12 protein-coding genes are annotated in these 13,196 nt (G+C 57.5%); 3 read left to right on the top strand and 9 right to left on the bottom strand.

What is annotated here, in order from left to right; genetic code table 11:
- Window positions 1-197: 197 nt before the first annotated feature.
- Complete coding sequence (locus P3G59_RS06565) at window positions 198-419, bottom strand: helix-turn-helix transcriptional regulator (RefSeq protein ID WP_277760920.1); 222 nt, start codon at window positions 417-419, stop codon at window positions 198-200.
- Between the two features lie 112 nt (window positions 420-531).
- Here P3G59_RS06565 and P3G59_RS06560 point away from each other — a divergent pair, with 112 nt between their 5' ends.
- Together P3G59_RS06560 and P3G59_RS06555 are read left to right on the top strand one after the other, a co-directional pair.
- Window positions 532-840, top strand: coding sequence for a hypothetical protein (locus P3G59_RS06560; RefSeq protein ID WP_277760918.1), 309 nt, complete (start codon window positions 532-534; stop codon window positions 838-840).
- A 30-nt stretch (window positions 841-870) separates the two neighbouring features.
- On the top strand, window positions 871-1,287 hold the full coding sequence (locus P3G59_RS06555; RefSeq protein WP_277760917.1) for a hypothetical protein: 417 nt from the start codon (window positions 871-873) through the stop codon (window positions 1,285-1,287).
- Window positions 1,288-1,695: 408 nt separating this feature from the next.
- On the opposite strand, the gene P3G59_RS06550 is transcribed toward P3G59_RS06555, so the two are convergent.
- The 3 genes from P3G59_RS06550 to P3G59_RS06540 form a co-directional block, all read right to left on the bottom strand.
- Window positions 1,696-2,229, bottom strand: coding sequence for a helix-turn-helix domain-containing protein (locus P3G59_RS06550; RefSeq protein ID WP_277760916.1), 534 nt, complete (start codon window positions 2,227-2,229; stop codon window positions 1,696-1,698).
- 435 nt (window positions 2,230-2,664) lie between these two features.
- Entirely contained in the window at window positions 2,665-4,275 is a 1,611-nt protein-coding gene (locus tag P3G59_RS06545) for a recombinase family protein (protein ID WP_277760915.1), read from the bottom strand.
- 89 nt (window positions 4,276-4,364) lie between these two features.
- Window positions 4,365-4,829 carry a glycine zipper 2TM domain-containing protein gene (locus P3G59_RS06540; RefSeq protein ID WP_007969461.1) on the bottom strand — a complete coding sequence of 155 codons (465 nt, stop codon included), beginning with the start codon at window positions 4,827-4,829 and terminating at the stop codon, window positions 4,365-4,367.
- A 180-nt stretch (window positions 4,830-5,009) separates the two neighbouring features.
- On the opposite strand from P3G59_RS06540, the gene P3G59_RS06535 reads away from it, so the two are divergent.
- On the top strand, window positions 5,010-5,246 hold the full coding sequence (locus tag P3G59_RS06535) for a hypothetical protein (protein ID WP_277760914.1): 237 nt from the start codon (window positions 5,010-5,012) through the stop codon (window positions 5,244-5,246).
- A gap of 5 nt (window positions 5,247-5,251) precedes the next feature.
- On the opposite strand, the gene pdxH is transcribed toward P3G59_RS06535, so the two are convergent.
- The 5 genes from pdxH to dinG all read right to left on the bottom strand — a co-directional run bounded on the left by pdxH (window position 5,252) and on the right by dinG (window position 13,193).
- The gene (pdxH, locus tag P3G59_RS06530; RefSeq protein ID WP_277760913.1) at window positions 5,252-5,899 is read right to left on the bottom strand and encodes a pyridoxamine 5'-phosphate oxidase; all 648 of its coding nucleotides are present in this window, start codon (window positions 5,897-5,899) and stop codon (window positions 5,252-5,254) included.
- 24 nt (window positions 5,900-5,923) lie between these two features.
- On the bottom strand, window positions 5,924-7,024 hold the full coding sequence (locus P3G59_RS06525) for an OmpA family protein (protein WP_277760912.1): 1,101 nt from the start codon (window positions 7,022-7,024) through the stop codon (window positions 5,924-5,926).
- A 113-nt stretch (window positions 7,025-7,137) separates the two neighbouring features.
- Window positions 7,138-8,283, bottom strand: a complete 1,146-nt coding sequence (locus P3G59_RS06520; RefSeq protein WP_277760911.1) for a serine hydrolase domain-containing protein — start codon at window positions 8,281-8,283, stop codon at window positions 7,138-7,140.
- 189 nt (window positions 8,284-8,472) lie between these two features.
- Window positions 8,473-10,953, bottom strand: a complete 2,481-nt coding sequence (locus P3G59_RS06515; protein ID WP_277760910.1) for a beta-galactosidase — start codon at window positions 10,951-10,953, stop codon at window positions 8,473-8,475.
- Between the two features lie 95 nt (window positions 10,954-11,048).
- Window positions 11,049-13,193 carry an ATP-dependent DNA helicase DinG gene (gene dinG, locus P3G59_RS06510; protein WP_038358136.1) on the bottom strand — a complete coding sequence of 715 codons (2,145 nt, stop codon included), beginning with the start codon at window positions 13,191-13,193 and terminating at the stop codon, window positions 11,049-11,051.
- Window positions 13,194-13,196: the final 3 nt, after the last annotated feature.

The following is a 13,196-nucleotide window of genomic DNA, read 5'->3' as shown; positions in this document are numbered from 1 at the left end:
CCTCTCCGACCAATGAAATGTCTCGCCAGTTGAATCAGCAATCCTAGTCAACTCGTTCCAGCATCAACCACTGTTTTCCAAATTCTCTCCAAGAGCAATTCCCAAGGGTTCACGCAAGTCTCGCAGCTGTACGATATCCAACCGACGCGTTCCGCTCTGAACGCCGCTCACAACCAGCTTGGGTACGGCGAGACCAGTCAAAGCCCTTCGAGCAACTCCGACAACGACATTCCCAATCCATCAGCAAGCACTTTAGCCGCATCTAGGCTGGGGTTGGCGGTGCCAGTCTCAATTCGGGACATGTAAGTTCGAACGAACCCGCACTTATCAGCGAAAGCCTCCTGACTGAAGCCCTGACTGTTGCGTAGCTCTCGAATGCGTTGGCCGAAGCCCTTTCTCAAATTCTGATTTGGCTGCATCCCTGAATGATGGTCGGATGTACCCCAATCATGAACACACTAGCTGATGACACACCAAGTGATACATTGATATCCTCGTTGCTCACCCAGCTAGCACCTGACAGGGATGCCCATGAACGAAAAACTGTTTGTACTCACCAACCAGAAGAAGACGACAAATCACATCCTGCACGTGATTCTGACGGTGCTGACAGGAGGGCTATGGCTGCTGGTGTGGGGGATAACCATGCGCAGCAATGACGCCCACAACAAGAGAATCGACAAGCAGATTAATCAGATCATGCTTTACAAAACACAGGGGCTGAGTGACACCGATACGTACCAGCAGATCAAGAAAGACGAACTAAACTACGACGTACTTCAAGGCCGAGTGATATTCGTCCTTCTGGTTGTCGTGTTCCTCTACTTCTATCTCCGGTAAGCCAGCACCTTCGAAAGGACACATGACTCGATGAAAAAACTGATTCTTACAGCAGTCCTGCTTGCACTCAGCACCTCCAGCATTGCAGGGGGGCTATCCGAAGAAGAAAACGACATATCGAAATGCGTTGGCTTCGTTGCCTCACAAAAGTACATAAACCCAAAGATGGTGGATAATTCTAGCGATATCGCTGGAGTCAAGATGAAAGCAGTTGCTGCGAAGAACAAGTACCCATCAACCACACTAAGAATAATGACAGACACCTCAAGCAATACCGCCAGCATATTAGTCAACTACTTCACGACAGCCGTTAAGAACAATGACAAAGAGAAGATCAATGAGCTTTATCGGCGAGGAATTGTCACCTGCAAGAAGTCGGGACTAACCATCAACCAAGCAAACGACAAATTCACCGTCACAGTAGACGACATAGATGATGCACTATAACCACACAACACCAAACATAACGTTCTCAGCACAGTAACCAGCTTTACTGATAATGGGATCAGCCAAGCGGAGCTTGAAGGATGACTACCTCCTGGCTTCGCCAGTGTTCTCGCACCGAAAACGCGAGTTTTCAACAATTCATCCAAACATGCGAATCAACCCATGACCTACCGGTCAAGCAACACAACAAAACACTAGAATCAAATCAAGCTCTTGTCTTTGATCTTGACTCTATTTTTTGGTGCAAGATTCTTGTTAATCGTTCTTGTTAATCGTTCTTGCTAGTCGTTCTTGTTAAATATCGTTCTTACTACAAGCTCATCCTGACCTACCCCACGAGGTTCAATGTGACCTACCGCAGGTGTCAGAATGAGCTATGACAGGTATCAGTACGAGCTACGGCAGGTGTCAACCTGAGCTTCGGACTTCCCACTGCGGCTCATCATCCGAACAAGCTTGTACGCTCGGATGGAGGCTCACCGGTTCAGAAGGCACAACCACTGGCTTGGCGTATGTCACCGCCACAGGGAATATGATTGGTGCATATCCTGAACGCTCTTCCTGCATCTCCTGCACCAATGGCAGTGGCGAAGGCGTAGCCTTTACAACAGGCGCCAGCATCAATTCTTGGACAATGGTGTAACTGTTCGAGTGAGCACACCCATGCATCCGACGCTGAGTCTTTTTCATATAACCATGTTTACTCAAGAGACCAATGAATCGCTTCACCGTGCTGACACTGCAACCAGTGAACTTGGCGATTTCATCTTGGTTATCAAACCAGTCCTTGCGTTGGGCGGTGAAGAAGTCGTATCGGTCTTTCATCCAGACCCAAAGAATCTTGTCTTGACCACTGAGAGCCAAGTGCTCACCAGTTGTTAAGCTAACCCATTGCGTGGCAGCCATAAAGGGGCGTGGCATTTTGCAGAATGATTCGGTCATGCGATTGTTCTCCTTGTTCAAGTTCGTTTCAGTAGGCAATTCCCTCGGGTTGTGCCGGTTAGTTTGGTAGATCGTAGACAACACTCTACCGAGCGTCTGGCACTGTATTGGTGCGGGACGTAGTCGGCATGTTTGGCTGAGTTGCGAACTCTACACGAGACGCCACTTCCTGTCAATCCACTAGTTGACATGGTGTGAGTTTGTTGATCTTGATAGTGGCTCTTGCAACATTGGTGCTCAGTCTCATCCTCGAACTTTTCGCTGCGAATCTGTAGAAACTGATTTCCGGTGCGGAACACGCCCTTTGCTTGGTTCTAAGCCCCGTTTAATCCAGTAAACACGGGGGAAAGCTAAAGTGGAAGTTCGGTACGTGACAAAACCCGAGGAGGTTTGACAGTGGTTTTCGGTAGGTTTTCAATGTGTTTCTGACGCCAATTAAACGACGCCAAATTCCCAATCCACTCCAGACTGTTCAGGCACTTCTTCAACAAACTCCGTGCCGTTCCAGCGTAGGTGCTGGGTGATTGGCGTATTGTCAAACTCCACGATTGCAGCAGCCACACGCTTGGAGTTCGGCATATCAAGGTGATGTTCCGTATGGTTGTTCTCAATCACCCTGTACGTCTCTGTGGAGCGGCGTGCACCTTTATACTCATACACTTGGCGTTCACCCTCTGTTTCAAGGTGCGATTCATCTACAGTGATCGTAGTGCCATCGCAAACGATGATATATCCCACGCCTTGCAGGAGTGCGTTCAACCGCATTTGATCGTCATCCAGCAACGTATGTTGTAGGTCTATCATGTCGTCCATGGACACTGGAGCCGGTGCGACTATGAGCAATGCTCTTTCCTGCTCAAGCCGTTGAATCGAAGCTGTCACATGTTCCAGCTTGAAACGAATTGGCGGGAGCATTCCAAACTCTGCAAGAGAATCCGCGAGATTGGCAGACTGACGCTGTAGCTCGGTCAACTCACCCTCAATCTCAATCAATCGCTTCTCACCTGATGTGAGGTTTCGACTTTGAGCTGCACGCTGCATAGCGCCATACATTGTCTGACTACGAACAAAATCAAGTACGTGCATAGGGATCGAACTTCCATTTGTACACCCCTCAGCACCTTGACGATGGCGCCGATAGCACCGCATCACCGCCGGAGAACGCTTCGTATCTACCACGCAGTAATTAGTGCCACACCGTCCGCACCGAACCAACCCGGACAACAGATATTTCGAAGGAGCTGACCGTGGCACATATCCGTCCTCCAAACGCTTCTGCACCCTGTACCAAAGTTCTTTACTGACGACAGGTGGGTAAACACCCTCGATGTCGTTCCAGCGTCCAATTGCGGTGGGGTTTCGCAACCAACGCTTCAATGTGGTTGCATTCGTAGTTTCTACCAACGGGTGCTTGCCCCGAATACGGGAAAGTATGCGACGCTCGCCAAGACCATCTGCGTAGTCCTCAAACACTTGGACGATGATCGGAGCAAGACCTTCGACAAGCTCACCTTCGGAAGTCAACCAAATTGGTGTGTGACGTTTGACGCCATCACCGGCAGCGGCCTTCTCCCTTTTCCGGGTGTACGCATCCTTGACCCTTCGACTCAACGCGTCACTGTACTGATGCGCCTGTTGCACCTTGGCGACCAGAAGAAAAAGGTTGTTCGAATTGTTGGGATCGTTGCTGTATATGATCCCATCGTCCAGCGTGATCAGCTTCACACCCGCGTTCACAATGCCTGTTAGCAGGTGAAGCATTACTGAAGGTTCAAGCCTACCAGCCCTGTCGATGGCTTCAATCAGAACAACATCAGTTGACTTAATAGCGCCATTCTCAATAGCAGCGAGAAGCTTGCCAAAGCCATTTTCAAGATGTTTGCCGGAGTAACCACTAATGCCAAGGTCTTGGAAGCTTGCACCACTCAGAACGTATTCAGGGTGGGCCAGAAGCCATTTGGCGACGTACTCTTGCTGGCGTGTGAGGCTGTCACCATGAGCCTGCTCTGCACTGCTGAAGCGAATGTATGAAAAAGCTACAGGCATAAAAAACCCCGACCGGGTGGACTAAACTGGCAATCATAACATTGCCGATTCTTTCCACCTGATCGGGGTTTTCTTACCCTAAATCCCGCTTAGTGCGAAACGCGGCTGGTCCCGCCAACGGTGGAGATGCGCACGCGCTCGCCAACGCGGAACACTTCATTCTCCTGAACCTGCTGCACATAAGCACGCATGCTGCCGTCGTCTTCACGCACGGTGATTTCCACACCCTGGGTACGGGTCAGACCTTCTTCAGTTGCCGAACCGATCAGACCGCCCGCCACCGCACCGATAACGGCGGCAACGATGCTGCCCTTGCCGCCGCCGATGGCGCTACCGCCGACGCCGCCGACCACTGCGCCTGCAGCGCCGCCAATCGGGGTCTTGGTGCCTTCGATCTTGACCGGGCGCAGGGATTCGATGGTGCCCATGCGAATCGTCTGCACGCGACGCGCTTCGTCACGGGAGTAGGAGTCACCGGTCAGGCTCGATTGGCAGCCGGTAAGCAACATCGCCATCGTGGAAAAGGAAGCAACCAGCAGAACAGACTTACGCATAGCATCAACTCCAAAGGAACATATATTCATTAAACTCCGCTGCTTGACGCCTGTCACGACGCAGCCCGGATAAATTGGCTTTCATTCAGGCACGGTACAGACGCCCGCACGATTTCCCTGACATAGCCCCTACAGTAGCGCCAAATGACCGATTCTGCGCCACCGACACTAAGGATTTTCATGGATTACTTCATCATCGTCGTCACCACGGCCGCCGGTCTGTACTTCCATGGGTGGTTGTACGTGCGGATCAAACGCTGGATGGATCGCGATCTGGCGTTGTCACTGGCGGGCAAGGACGAAGACAAACGCACGTTCATGCTCGAACAGTTGGCGAACGCTCAGGCGCAGAAGATCAAGCGCCGGGATCTGCCGAAGTGGCTTGAGGCCGCTTCAGCAGGCTATCCCGCTCGGTAGACTGCTTAAGGTGCCAGACGTTCAAGAATCCAGGCGGCACCCTGCGCGCGGTAGTTGAGGCGATCGTGCAGGCGGCTCGGACGGCCCTGCCAGAATTCGATGCGCTCGGGCAGCAAACGGTAACCCCCCCAGTGTTGCGGGCAGTCGGGCTGCGTGTCGGAGAAACGCTGCTCGGTGGCCTTGAGCAGATCTTCCAGTTCACCGCGCCCGTTGATCACCCGGCTCTGCGGTGATGCCCAGGCGCCGAGGCGGCTGCCCAGTGGCCGCACCTGATAATACGCATCGGACTCTTCGGGCGTGACCTTGACCACCCGCCCTTCGATGCGCACCTGGCGCTCAAGGGTTGGCCAGAAAAAGGTCATGGCGGCAAACGGATTGGCCGCCAGATGCTCGCCCTTGGCGCTGTCGTAATTGGTGAAAAAGGTGAAGCCCTGCTCGTCCAGGCCTTTTAGCAGCAGAATGCGGCAGTGCGGCCGCCCATCCTTGTCGACCGTGGCCAGGGTCATGGCGTTGGCTTCCACCGGCGCCTGTTCGGTTTTCACCGCGTCGGCAAACCATTGGTGAAACAACGCAAACGGCTCGGCCGGGGCTTGCGCCTCGGTCAGACCATCCCGGGTGTAATCACGACGCATATCTGCCAGAGCCTGGGTCATGGCGCATTCCTTTTCGTTAGCGGATCACTTCTTGGTGGCATCGGTCGCGGCGACTTTCTTGTCAGTCGCGGCGGCTTTGGCTGGCGCAGTCTTTTTAGCGGGGGCCTTGGCCGGGGCCTTTTTGGCCGGAGCCTTGGCGGCCGCTTTTTTCGCCGGCGCTTTTTTGGTCGCAGGCACAGCCGCTTTTTTCGCGGCTGGGGCCGGGGTGACCGGTTTGGCGGCTGGCTTGACGTCTTGCGCGGCGACCATGGTCACTGGCTTCGGCGCGGGCATGTTGTACTTGCTCAACAGTGCGACCATGGTGTTTTGCGGGGTCACCAGCAGTTCGACGCGACGGTTCAGAGCACGGCCTTCAACACTGTCGTTGGCCGCACGCGGGGCTTCGGAACCCATGCCGCGCAACATCAGGCGATCACGCTGCAAACCGCTGAGGCGGAAGATCGCGGCAACGGCCTGGGCACGTTCCTGACTGAGCTTGATGTTGGCCGGGGCGGCACCCGTGGTATCGCTATGGCCGAGTACCAGCACAGCGGTTTTCGGGTCAGCTTCGAGGATTTTCGCCACGCGGGTGAACGGACCCAGGGTGACCGGCAGCAGCATGGCTGGACGGTCCGGGTTGAACGAGCCTTCGACCGGCGCAGTGACCACCAGCACGTTTTCACGGCGTTCGAGTTGCAGGTTGCTGTCCTTGACCGCTTCACGCAGACGCGGCTCGTAATCGTCGAGCCAGGCTTGGGTGACTTTCGGATCCGGCATAGGCACAGCTTGAGTTGTTGGTTGATCCTTGCCACCGAACGGCCACCACCACTTGCTGCCGGTGTCGGCGTCAGCCTTGGCCACGGCGACCGGTTTCTTGGCTTGCGGCGCTACCTCAGCCTTCATGTCGGCCTTGGCGGCTTCGTCATCGGAACCGAACGGCCAGTACCAGGGGCTGCTGCTTTCAGTCTTGGCCACCGGTGCGGTAGCAGCGGGTTTCAAAGGCGCCGGCGCGGGCTCCTTGGCCGCGACTTTGTCGGAGGAGCCGAACGGCCACCAACTGCCGCCGTCCGCATCGTTTTTCGGGGTCTGTGCGCAACCGGTGATCGCTACACACAGGGCCAGGGCGAGGGTCTTTTTAGATGACATTGAAAATCCACAAAATGAAGTAATGAAAAATCAGAGCACTTTCGCCCGGATAAACAGTCGCTTTGAAACGAAAAAACGCTTGAGGTTCCGACCCTGGGACCTCGGATGAAACTTTACAGACAAGTGGCAAGCACCCGCGCGAGCTTCTGCGCGCGCGGATCCATCAAGACGTACGGCCCAAGGGTATTTGTCACAAAACCGAAAGCGACATCATGCTCAGGATCAGCGAAACCGATGGAACCACCCGCACCCGGATGACCGAATGCACGAGGGCCGAGACCGTAAGTGGCGTTGGGCACATCCGGTTGATCAAGCATGCAGCCCAGACCGAAACGGGTCCGGGTCAACAAAGTCTTGTCTTCACCGAGGCTGTGTTCGCGGGTCAGCTCTTCGAGCATGTCGCTTTCGAGGAGGCTGCCGTCGAGCAGACCGGCATAAAAACCGGCCAGGCTGCGCGCATTGCCGTGACCATTGGCCGCCGGTTGCTGCATGCGGCGCCATTCCGGTTTGTTGGTGCTGGTGAGCACCGACGGCGGATTGGTGAAAGCCCGGGTGGTCATCGCGGTCGGTTCGCGCATGGTCACTTGCAGCAGGCGTTGCGCGGCAGCGTCGCCGGCATTGCCTTTGCCGCGGGCAATGTGCGCCACGCGGTGGAATTCTTCGTCAGCCAGACCGACATGGAAATCCAGCCCCAACGGCTTGGCCACCCGAGCAACGATCGATTCGCCCGGCCCACGACCGTCAGCGCGGCGAAGTAACTCGCCGATCAGCCAGCCATAAGTGATCGCGGCATAACCATGACCAGTGCCCGGCGTCCACCATGGCGCTTCGGCCGCAAGGGCATCGACCATGGTTTGCCATTCGTAGAGGGCTTCCGGCGCCAGTAGCTCGCGCAGCGCCGGCAAACCGGCCTGATGACAAAGCAATTGGCGCAGGGTCACGGATTCTTTGCCGGCAGCGGCGAATTCCGGCCAGTAGCGGGCGACCGGAACATCCAGTTGCAACTTGCCTTCGGCAACCAGTTGCAGGGCGGTGACGGCGGTAAAGGTTTTGGTGCAGGAGAACAGGTTGGCGATGGTGTCGCTGTGCCAGGCTTCGGCGCCATCCTTGTCGGCGGTGCCGGACCAAAGGTCGACAACGGTTTCTCCGCCGACCTTGATGCACAGGGCTGCGCCGCGTTCCTGGGGATCGTCGAACAGTGCGGCAAAGGCTTCGCGCACCGCTTCGAATTGAAGCTCGTAATGTCCCTGAATCTGCACCCGCAACTCCCCGCAAAAACGCTCTACAAAGTGGCCCGCATTGTTCCAGCCCTAGAGGGATTTGGGAACAGCTGCAGGCCGGACGGTTAAAAGCCAAGTCAAAAGATCGCAGCCTGCGGCAGCTCCTACATGAGATCGCGTTCCTCTGTAGGAGCTGCCGCAGGCTGCGATCTTTTAGCGCATCACAGATTAATGACCATTCCCCGAGTGTCCACCGGCATGCCCTGCCCCAGGCCCTTTGCCGGCCTCGCCCTTGCGCCCGCCTTCAGCCTCGTGCCCCGCCGCAGCGGCTGCTTTCTCAGCCTCTTTGCCGAGCTGATCAATCGCCTGCAAATTGCTCTTGCGCACCGACTCGACAAAGCCCTGATACGGCAGATCCGTCACCCCGACCAGACCGAAATGGCCATTTTCACCATCAAGCAAGCGCCCGGTCACTGGTTGATCGAGATACTGGAACCAATGCACGCCGACAATCGACGGCTCGCTCAAGGCCTGCTTGAGGAAGTTGGCGTAAGCCGGGCCGCGATCTTCTTCCTTGGCCACTTGCGTGACGCCGCCCCAGAACGGGCCGCGATCCGCTGAACCAAAGTTGAATTCGGTAATCAATACCGGTTTGTCCAAAGCGCCCAACGCGGCAAAGTCGTAACCATCTTGCGGTTTGAGCGTGTACATGTTGAAGCTCAGCACGTCGCAGTACTGCGCGCAGGAGGCCACAGCTTCCGGGGTGCTGATGGCGAAACGGCCGCCGAGCAGCAACTGGTTGGGCGCGTGCCATTTCAGCGAGTCGGAAATGGTTTTGAAGTAAGTGTCGGCGAAGACTTTCTGGAAATATTTGAAGTCCGCTTCGATTTCCGGGTGCTCAGGACTCGGCAGCGGCGGCACGAAACCCGGGTCTTCCATCAATTCCCACGCCGGCAGATCGATGCCCCATGCCTTCGACAGCCCCGCCTGATTGCGGTACTTGTCGCGCAGCTGCTTGAGGAATGCACGTTTGGCCGGCACGTCGGTGGTCATTTTCAACGTGCCATAGGCCAGCGCGTAACGGGATTTCGCATCGTCACCGGGACCGGCCCACGCCAGTTCATTGTCGGCGTAGTAGCCGATCAGCCACGGATCGTCGCGGTGATCGCGGGCAGCGATGGCCACGGCGCGCTCGGTGGCCATGGCGAAACGCGGATCGAACGGATCCGGCATGCCACCCCACCAGTCGCTGCCGGTGCTGATGCTGGTGTAGTCACCGACGATCGACAGCGGCAAGGTATAGGGCACACGTTCGGCATCACTTAGCGAATCGGCACTCCAGTTGCCAACCGTGTTGAAGCCCCAGGCTTGCAGGCGATCGAGCGTGTGGCCGGCCCACTGCTGCTCATCGACAGTGGCCTTGCACGGCTCGGCAGCTTTTTCTGTCGTTGTTTGTACAGTTTCAGTCTTGGCGGCTTCGGCAACGCCGGACTTCGGCTGCGCAGGCACGGCAACAGGCTCTGCGGCTTGCACCGCGGCAGTTTCAGCGGCTGCGGACTTGGCCGCTTCTGCTACCCCGGACTTGCTGTCACTGTCCGCCTTGCACGGTTCACCGTACAGGCGTTGCAGGTTGGCAGCGTAAAAGTCATACCAGCGCCCGTTGCCGTAACCCCGGCCCTGATCAACTCCGTTGCCACCACGGTTGTCGCCTTCGCCAAAGTGTCTGGCCAAGGGTTCACCAGGCTTAGGCAGGGATTCAAACATGTACTCGCGACCGGCCACGTAGGTCTGGTTGACCTGCGGGCTGACGGTGTTCACGCCCAGCGAGTAAAACGGATGCCCCTCAGGCGTGACCAGATACCAGCGGCCATCACGTTTTTCGGTGCGGAAGAACCCGCTGGCCTTGAACGCCGGGCCTTTGTTCCAGCCACCGAACTTGTCCAGCGAGGACTTCTCTCGCTCGGCCAGCCAGGTTTTCAGCTGTTGCTGTTCCTTGGCGGCGGCGGATTTCAGTTGTTCGTCATTGCTGATTTTTTCCGGCCATTTGCTGCGGGTCGACTGCCCGTACGCGTCGACCAGATTGCCGTAAACGGCCTGGGTGACCGAGTCGCCGTCCTGCACGCCGAAGCGCTCGAGCAGCAAGCTCTGGGCGACTTTCGGCTGATCCATCGACAGGCTCACCGAGACCACTTGGCTGCGATCAATCTCGCCGCTACTGCTGGCCAGCAAAATTCGCTGACCATCGACCGTCATCGGCATCGGCGGCCCGGCTTTCATGCCCTGACTCAGCGGCGTCGACGCGACCAGCGGTACCAACAGGGTTTGCGCAGGCCCGGCCGGCAAGTCGACGCGGCTGACCAGGGTACGCCCGTCGTTGCTCTGAATCTGCACGTAGACCGTCACCGCCCAGTCCATTGCGCTCTGCAACCGCAGGCTCATCATGCCTGATTGCGACCAGTCCCACGCGCCGGTCTGCGGCGTCAGGCGCAAGGTCGGGCGGGCCACCGGATTGAACGTCACCCGGCGCAGCACTTCGCCCTCTGGCGTTTGCTCGGCATTGGCTTGCGGCAGATCCGCGTTTTCAGTGGCGATTTTCACCACGTCGGCAGGACGAACAAAGTTGAACAGGGTCTGCTGACCCGCAGGCGCCGCGAACAGCGGCGTGGCGAAGATCAAGGCGAATACGGCAGGCAACGAACGGCGGATCATAAGAACGGAGTTCTCCCTAACGACCAACAAAGGCCAATGGAAAAGCGATGACAGAGAGATAGACAACACAGTGGGCAAAACTGCCCACCGTTGTCTCAGGATATTTCACGACGGAAAGGTGGCAACGCATTGAGGATCGCCTTGCCGTAGCGCTGGGTGACCAGCCGCCGATCGAGCAAAGTGATGGTGCCGCGGTCTTCTTCGGTGCGCAGCAAGCGTCCGCAGGCCTGTACCAGTTTCAGCGAAGCATCGGGTACGGAGATTTCCATGAACGGATTACCGCCACGGGCTTCGATCCACTCCGACAACGCCGCTTCAACCGGATCATCCGGTACCGAGAACGGGATCTTGGCAATGACCACGTGCTCGCAGTAGGCCCCCGGCAAGTCCACCCCTTCGGCAAAACTGGCGAGACCGAACAGCACGCTGGAATCGCCGCCATCGACCCGCGCCTTGTGTTTATTCAAGGTTTCCTGCTTCGACAGATTGCCTTGAATGAACACCTGCTTGCGCCAGTCGCGGTCGAGGCCGTCGAACACGTCCTGCATCTGTTTGCGCGAGGAAAACAGCACCAGGGTGCCGCGCGAACCTTCGACCAGATCCGGCAACTCACGGATGATCGCTGCCGTGTGTGCCGCGGCATCGCGCGGATCGGCCTTCAGATCCGGCACGCGCAACACACCGGCGTCGGCGTGATGGAACGGGCTCGGCACTACGGCGGTGACGGCTTTTTTCGGCAAACCGGCGCGCATGCGGAAACGGTCGAAAGTGCCCAACGCTGTGAGGGTTGCCGAGGTTACCAGACAGCCGTAGGCCACGTTCCACAGGCTGCGGCGCAAGGTTTCCGCCGCCAGAATCGGGCTGGCGTTAACCTCGATGTCAAACAGCGAGCCGCTTTCGGCGAGGGTCAGCCAGCGCGCCATCGGCGGGCTATCTTCCGGGTCTTCGGCGGTGAACGCGGTCCACAGTTCCCAGTTGCCCGAAGCACGGGACAACAGGCTGCCGAACAATGGATACCATTCTTCGGCCTGATTGCTGGCGATGCCGATATTGACCTCGCCGTCCATGCCTTCCTTGAGCAGGTCGGTCAGGCGCGTGAACAGATCGTTCAAACGCGAGAAGCCTTTTTTCAGCTCGATGCCCATTTCGCGCATGTGCTCGGGAATGACCCCGGCGACGAAACGATGGCGCGGCCGCTCACGGCCCTCGACGTCTTCGCCGGGTTTGAAATCGGCGACCTGCTCGCAGGCGCTGAACATGAACTGCTGCTGTGCCTTGATTTCGCGCGCCAGCTCCGGCACTTGTTCGATCAACTTGCCAAGATCGCCCGGCAGCGGATGCTGGGCCAGCAATTTGGTCAGGTTCTTCGCGGTGGTTTCCAGCCAGTCGGCGGTGGAGCGCAGGCGCGTGTAGTGGGCGAAGTGGCCGATGGCCTTGTCCGGCAGGTGGTGGCCTTCGTCGAACACGTAAATGGTGTCGCGCGGATCGGGTAACACCGCACCGCCGCCCAAAGCCAGGTCAGCCAGGACCATGTCGTGGTTGGTGACGATCACGTCAACCTTGCCCATGCCTTCGCGGGCCTTGTAGAAGGCGCACTGGCCGAAGTTCGGGCAATGACGGTTGGTGCACTGGCTGTGATCGGTGGTCAGGCGCGCCCAGTCGGCGTCTTCCAGCGCATTCGGCCAGCTGTCGCGGTCGCCGTCCCATTTATTGCCGGCAAGTTTCTCGATCATGCTGGTAAACAGCTTCTGACTGGCCTCATCGACCTCGATCTTGAAACCTTCTTCTTCGAACAGCTGGGCAGTGGCGGTTTGCGCGTGGCCTTCCTGCAAAAGCATGTCGAGCTTGGACAGGCACATGTAGCGGCCACGGCCCTTGGCCAGGGCAAAGCTGAAGTTCAGCCCGCTGTTGCGCATCAGGTCGGGCAAATCCTTGTAGACGATCTGCTCCTGCAGGGCCACGGTCGCGGTGGCGATCACCAGGCGTTTGCCGGCGAGTTTCGCGGTCGGGATCGCGGCCAGGCTGTAGGCCACTGTCTTGCCGGTACCGGTGCCGGCTTCCACCGCGACAATCGCGGGGTCGCCACTGCGCCGGCCTTCGTCGTCGGTGTCGATATCCCCGAGGACTTTGGCGATTTCAGCGATCATCAGGCGCTGACCGTAACGCGGCTTGAGGCTCTTGGCCTCTAGAAAACGCGAGTAGGCGCCCTGGATCGTGGTTTTGAGTTCAGTGCTGATCATTGA

Origin of the sequence: Pseudomonas sp. A34-9 (assembly GCF_029543085.1) — a bacterium.
Classification (GTDB): domain Bacteria; phylum Pseudomonadota; class Gammaproteobacteria; order Pseudomonadales; family Pseudomonadaceae; genus Aquipseudomonas.
Note: the sequence above shows the minus strand (reverse complement) of the source record. Positions and strands in the feature narration are given on the sequence as shown.

Bases quoted from the DNA above. Each gene is read 5' to 3' on its own strand.
- P3G59_RS06565 (WP_277760920.1), bottom strand. From the start codon at position 419: ATGCAGCCAAATCAGAATTTGAGAAAGGGCTTCGGCCAACGCATTCGA.
- P3G59_RS06560 (WP_277760918.1), top strand. From the start codon at position 532: ATGAACGAAAAACTGTTTGTACTCACCAACCAGAAGAAGACGACAAAT.
- P3G59_RS06555 (WP_277760917.1), top strand. From the start codon at position 871: ATGAAAAAACTGATTCTTACAGCAGTCCTGCTTGCACTCAGCACCTCC.
- P3G59_RS06550 (WP_277760916.1), bottom strand. From the start codon at position 2,229: ATGACCGAATCATTCTGCAAAATGCCACGCCCCTTTATGGCTGCCACG.
- P3G59_RS06545 (WP_277760915.1), bottom strand. From the start codon at position 4,275: ATGCCTGTAGCTTTTTCATACATTCGCTTCAGCAGTGCAGAGCAGGCT.
- P3G59_RS06540 (WP_007969461.1), bottom strand. From the start codon at position 4,829: ATGCGTAAGTCTGTTCTGCTGGTTGCTTCCTTTTCCACGATGGCGATG.
- P3G59_RS06535 (WP_277760914.1), top strand. From the start codon at position 5,010: ATGGATTACTTCATCATCGTCGTCACCACGGCCGCCGGTCTGTACTTC.
- pdxH (WP_277760913.1), bottom strand. From the start codon at position 5,899: ATGACCCAGGCTCTGGCAGATATGCGTCGTGATTACACCCGGGATGGT.
- P3G59_RS06525 (WP_277760912.1), bottom strand. From the start codon at position 7,024: ATGTCATCTAAAAAGACCCTCGCCCTGGCCCTGTGTGTAGCGATCACC.
- P3G59_RS06515 (WP_277760910.1), bottom strand. From the start codon at position 10,953: ATGATCCGCCGTTCGTTGCCTGCCGTATTCGCCTTGATCTTCGCCACG.
- dinG (WP_038358136.1), bottom strand. From the start codon at position 13,193: ATGATCAGCACTGAACTCAAAACCACGATCCAGGGCGCCTACTCGCGT.